Source organism: Microcystis sp. LSC13-02 (assembly GCA_002282935.1).
Classification (GTDB): Bacteria; Cyanobacteriota; Cyanobacteriia; order Cyanobacteriales; family Microcystaceae; genus Microcystis.
The window spans coordinates 1-5,734 of sequence record MTBT01000024.1 but is presented as its reverse complement, the minus strand read 5'-3'; the positions used below and the strand labels follow the sequence as shown (position 1 = coordinate 5,734).

The window sequence follows — 5,734 nt, the reverse complement described above, 5'->3', positions numbered from 1 at the left end:
TAACGTCAGTTCGGGATAAGGGTGGAAAGAAAAGGCGGGGGCTAGTAAGCTGAAAAATATATAAACTCAGCACCCCCAACCCATCTATGTCTAGTCTAGAAGCTCTTTTCTGTCATGTCGACGACTTCTGTCGTGTATTTGAACCTAAATTAGAACAGACAAGGCTTTCAGCCGATAATAAAGCTCGTAAACGTGGCAAAATCTTGACTTTAAGCGAAATTATGACCATCCTGATCGCTTTCCATCAAAACCACTATCGTAATTTTAAACATTTCTACCTCGATCATGTTTGTGTCTACTGGCGACAAGAGTTCCCTCAACTGCCTAGCTATCAACGTTTTATCGAATGGATACCCTCGACCCTCATCCCCTTATGCGTTTACTTGAAGCATTGTTTTGGTCGTTGCACGGGGATTAGCTTTGTCGATGCCACCAAAATTCAGGTCTGCCATAATCGCCGCATCAGTAGTCATCGGGTGTTTGACAATTTAGCCGCACGGGGAAAAACCTCTGTGGACTGGTTTTTTGGCTTTAAACTGCATTTAGTGGTGAACGAGGAAGGAGAATTGCTCAATGTTCACCTTACCCCCGGCAATGTGGACGACCGCAAACCAGTGAACAAATTGCTACAATCCTTGTTTGGCAAAGTTTTTGCTGACCGAGGTTATGTCTCTCAATCCCTGGGGGAGGAACTGCTCAAAGATTTTGGTATTGAGTTTTTTGCTAAACCCAAGCGGAACATGAAAAATCGCTTAATCCGCCTTTATGACAAGCTTTTATCTCGTAAGCGTTCTATTGTCGAGACTATTATTGACCAACTCAAGAACATCTCTGGGATTGAACATTCCCGCCACCGCAGCCCTGTGGTTTGATTGCTTACTGTCACCAGCCGAAAAAACCCTCCTTGAAGATGGAATGGGCTTTACCCCCCGCTGCTTAACCCGAACTGGGGTTAAAATAAGGACATTTCCCATTTACTGATAAATCTTTATCATCATTCCCTTTCCTGAATTTAATTATTTCAAATTGGTCGGGATTAAATTTATGCAAAAATGTTATTGGCACTCCCATATATCCCTTATAGTCTATTGGTATGTCTTGTGTTTTATTAATATTAATTCCATCATAATTGTCATATTTTGGATATTGAACTTCGTTGCCAAAATATCTTTTTGTAAGTTCTATATCTTCGTGCCGCTTAAAATTATCTAAATTAGTAAGCCATAAACAATTGTTTGGTGAGATTATTCTATTACCAGAGTTATCTATTCGAGTTTCTGTTCCATATAGTTCATAGTGTTCAGGTACAATAAAACCTGAAATACCTCTACCAATATTTATTCCTAACCACGCCTTGTTTTCTTTAATAAGTTTGAAAATTTCGGTTCTTCGTTACTTGGTATGGTTCGATCAGGGGGCAGAAATCGGCTAAATCCTATTGGCAAAAATCGAAGCAATGTCTTTCTATATAAGGGTTTCACCCCTTATAACTCCCGTCCATTGCATAACACAAACCGAAGAACCAAAATTTCTTTATAGGTTATTGCATTAATATTTCCAATTATCAAAAACTTTTTATCGTATTTAACCAATTGAGCTACATACTCTCTGAATAATGAAAATGGGGGATTGGTAACAACAATATCGGACTGCTTTAATAGTTCAATGCTTTCCGAACTACGAAAATCACCATCTCCATTAAAGTAAACTAGGTCAGTTGACGTTGGTTTGTTTTTTTCGCCTTCTGTACCTGTATATTCAAAGAAAAAACCTTTTTCATCTTCTTCTGTATTAAATAAATTTTTTACTTGCTCTCTATAACAAGATGTTATTATTTTTTTAAGACCTAATTCATTGAAATTTGAGGTAAAATAATTAAAAAAGTTACTAATTCGGGGATCATCGCAATTGCAATAAACTACTTGATTTTCAAAATGACTTTTATAATGCTGTAATTCGCTTTCTATATCTGAAAGCTGTGTATAAAACTCGTCACTTTTTGATTTTTTAGCTTTTTGTAATAATTCATTTGTTGCATTTCTTGCCATTTTCAATCTATTTTGATTTAATAAATCTTTGTTTTAGTTATTTACTTTTGGTTATCTGATTAAATATCTCACTGCCTAATACTTTAAGAGAGGTTTTAGAAATTTCAAGCATAATGTCAAACATTTTTTTGACATCCCATTTTCCGCCATTTCCTTGTGTGTATATAGAAGTTGCTTGAAGCATAATTGTTTTATCTTTATGCTTGACAAACTTATTTTTACATAAATTGGTATTAATGGGCATTCCATAATTTGCAGAAGTTAACCTATCTAATCTATTTAGCGTTCCTGAATTGTATTCAAGCGTTACAACCCTTCCATCGGGTCTTTTAATTGAAATAGTTTCTGTTAAAAAATTTGAGCCTTCCAAAAATAATACATAGGGAAAATGAGATTCAGATAACATCAAATTAGCGATTTCAGATATGTTTTTATGTGATCTTTCTATCGCATTACCGGCAGCCATCAAATCTTGATCATTTTTTGCTCCTACAAGTTTTCCTGCTTTGATGTTTTCAATGTCTTTCCCCTGATGTTTAGCTTCCGAAACTAAAACGATTCTCCAATTACCGTTATCATCTTTTACTTCTATTATTCCACCATCGGGTATAATACTTGAATTTGATACAAAAAGTGTTTGTCCTAGTTCTGGGTCAATTTTCTTTCTTCTTTTTTTATGCTCGTTTTGTATTGAAAAGATAATTGAGGAAACTCCTTTTCAAGCTGTTTAATTACAAAAAGTGAAATTTTTCCAACAGTTATGTCGTGTGATTTTGCTTCATCTCCAAATATACCAACCACACCTTTAGACTCTTTATGTTGATTCGTTAATCTTTTTGATTGATTCTTTTTAGTCATATTATGCCTTTTCTTTACTTAAATCTTCCACTTTCTGCTACAGGCAATGTATCTATAACGAAAGATTATACGGAAACTTTATGTATAACACTCTCCAGAGTAACGATATGGGTCAACTTTTGGCGTATCACTCTATTTAGGCGCAATCGCCAGAACTTTTCCCCATATCACGCCCAAAAGCTTGTTAGCCAGATTAGCCCACATCGCACTTTAACCCACAGTTTCAATCAATGTGCATGGTGCGTTCCCCAAAAATCTATTAGTGGAGCAGTAGGAGCCACATTAGGGAGCGCACTCTACAAGATTGCGATCGCACTTGTCAGTCCGCTCCAAGCGAGTCTTAGCTATCGTGTCAGCGTGGATGTATGTATTGAAGTAATGAGGTTCTTCCTTGAATGAATAATACTCTTACTTGCATGACCATGCCATTACAGTCCTCAAGCTCAAAAGGCTCATCAACAATGAATGTTTCAGGTTGTTGAACACCACCATTAATTGCAATATTGTCCGCATAGAGATAAGTCCGATTAATGGTATCTAAAATTGGGTTTAGTCGCCCTTCAAGTCCAGGAATGTAGCAAGTGCTTTGACAAATTACCGAACCAGTATTTTCTGATTCCAATAAAGTAACCTTTAAGTCATCGCTCGAATCCCAAGAATGAATCAAGGTACCAGGATACTGAGGGTGAGCTACTAGCAAGCGGTATAACCGTCTAGTAGGGATTTCGAACACGGCTTTGCCGTCAGAAGATGTCACGGCGCTTTTTGTAGTACTGTTATCTGCGATTGCCATTAAAGATGCGTGTTCAATCGGCAAACCTTCAGTTGAAACTACCTCTATCTGTGCACATATCGGATTGATTCGTAGACTCTTATCTACTGAAAAAAAAGCTCTGCGTATTGACTCCGAGGGGATTGAGCGACCACTGTTAATGAGTTTCTTTTGAATTATCCCAACAAAGTCAGGAGGTTTTTTGTCCTTTAGAGAGATGTATCCAATTGTTGGCAAGAGTCCAGGAATTGGTGTTTCATCAAAGCGTGCAGGCAGTATATATTCTTGGTTCTCATGGAATGCCTTCGCCTGCATTGCCTGTCGTTCATGGTTAGTCCACATTTTTCGGGCGTAGTGTTCCGAAATAAACATGATTGTATAAAAAGCCTTATCCTTGTAAATCTCTGTTAAATAGTCATAAAGATTCTTTCCCCAAAGGTTTGCCTCTTCAAATAGGTCATAAAAAGTCTTGATACCTGAATCTCGCAGCAAATTCGCAACCTGATCTACATACTCGCGATCCTCGCCAGCAAAGGAAAGAGCAATCTCAAACTCAAAAGATTTTGTCATTTGAAAACAGATATTTCTATGCGAAGATAGTACAGCTAACTATATATTATACGGAAACTTTCGGTATATCACCCCATTTAGGCGCAATCGCCAGAACTTTTCCCTATATCACGCCCAAAAGGGTGTTAGCCAGATTAGTATATTGCCAAAAACCTTGTTTAACTAAGTTCCTGACAATTAGGCTCATTCTAGCGACGATTATTCGATCTGACCGCACCCCTTGACAAAAATTTATAATTATTCGATTCGTTTAATTGTCGGGGGCTTCTGTAAAGATTTTTTACCTGGAAATCCACACCCACCAACAAACTTTTTGCCGCAAACCCTAATTCAACCTTTTGCTCCTATACTTTTAGCAGCACAGGAGCAAATTTGAAAATAAAAATTAATAACTGTCCTCATCGGTGATAACTTCCACGGGAATCACTTCTTCTAACACTTTTTCCTGCATTTCTTGGCGACGAATTGGTATTTTGGTTTTTTCCAATTCTGGTAAAGCTACTAATTCCCGTTGTTTTTCCCGGACAGTATTGGGTAACAACATCGGTAAAGGTTCGGGGGTTTCTAACCAGTAGCTGGCTACCGGTAGAGTATGTTCTAAATCCTCCAATAAACGGGGAATAATCATCACCGCGTGCAGTTCACCGATTTTCTCCGCTTCCCGCATTCCCGCATCAATGGCCACGGCCACATTAGCGACGGAACCCCGGATAATGGCCGTACACAAACCATCCCCAATCGTCTCGTAGGAAGCTAACTGTACATCGGCCGATTTCAACATTGCATCGGCTGCCCCCACCATAGCAGGAAAACCGCGGGTTTCCAAGAGACCGATCGACATATTGCTCAGTTTGCTGAAACCCCGTTGACTTTGGGCAATTTCGGCTAAACGGCTACCAATTGGGAAAATTACCTCTAAATTGGGCATCGGTCGGGGAATAACCGATTTAGATACCAATTGTCCGAACTGTGCGGCAGTTTTTGCCCCTTCTTCCACTGCTAACCGCACATCGGCAATATTACCACGCACGATCGCTGTACAGTGACCACCGCCAATTTTTTCGTAACCCACGAGGGTAACTTCTGCTGATTTTAGCATCATATCCGCCGTCCCGACGATCGCCGGAAAGCTGAGGGTAGAGACTAAACCCAAGGCGCTATCTTTGGGGTGACGCTTGGTTTTCATCGTCCTTTGACCGGGGTTAGTTGGGGACGAGGGGGGAATGCTTCCATTAACTCTTAATCTAGACATTGAAGATAAACTTGCCCTAACAGGTACGAAGGGGGTGATTGTCAGCTATCCTGTTACTATCTAGTCTATCCTGTTAACCTTAATTGCTATTGAAGATTTTTGAGGGATTAGATAAATTTTAGTTATTGTAGCTTGATCAAGTTGTCTTTGACATCCTCACCGCCGTAAACGGACGGTGATTCCCAAACCTCACGATTTAGGTTTCTGCTTCTTTCCCTTGCGGGGTTCCGCACC

General features: G+C 39.1%; 2 protein-coding genes and 4 pseudogenes. 1 reads left to right on the top strand and 5 read right to left on the bottom strand.

Features of this window, described 5'->3' with window-relative positions:
* Positions 1-86 precede the first annotated feature (86 nt).
* Positions 87-940: pseudogene (locus tag BGL89_RS01555) on the top strand (IS982 family transposase).
* A 14-nt stretch (positions 941-954) separates the two neighbouring features.
* Here BGL89_RS01555 and BGL89_RS01550 read toward each other — a convergent pair.
* The 5 genes and pseudogenes from BGL89_RS01550 to ccmO form a co-directional block, all read right to left on the bottom strand.
* Positions 955-1,383 (bottom strand): annotated as a pseudogene (locus tag BGL89_RS01550) (adenine-specific methyltransferase EcoRI family protein); the annotation flags it as partial.
* 149 nt (positions 1,384-1,532) lie between these two features.
* A pseudogene (locus BGL89_RS01545) lies at positions 1,533-2,048 on the bottom strand (adenine-specific methyltransferase EcoRI family protein); the annotation flags it as partial.
* A gap of 37 nt (positions 2,049-2,085) precedes the next feature.
* Positions 2,086-2,906: pseudogene (locus tag BGL89_RS01540) on the bottom strand (EcoRI family type II restriction endonuclease).
* Positions 2,907-3,258: 352 nt separating this feature from the next.
* Positions 3,259-4,248 (bottom strand): toll/interleukin-1 receptor domain-containing protein, encoded by a 990-nt coding sequence (locus BGL89_RS01535; RefSeq protein ID WP_286823973.1) that lies wholly within the window; start codon positions 4,246-4,248, stop codon positions 3,259-3,261.
* Positions 4,249-4,633: 385 nt separating this feature from the next.
* Complete coding sequence (gene ccmO, locus BGL89_RS01530) at positions 4,634-5,434, bottom strand: beta-carboxysome assembly protein CcmO (protein ID WP_002775137.1); 801 nt, start codon at positions 5,432-5,434, stop codon at positions 4,634-4,636.
* Between the last annotated feature and the right edge of the window lie 300 nt (positions 5,435-5,734).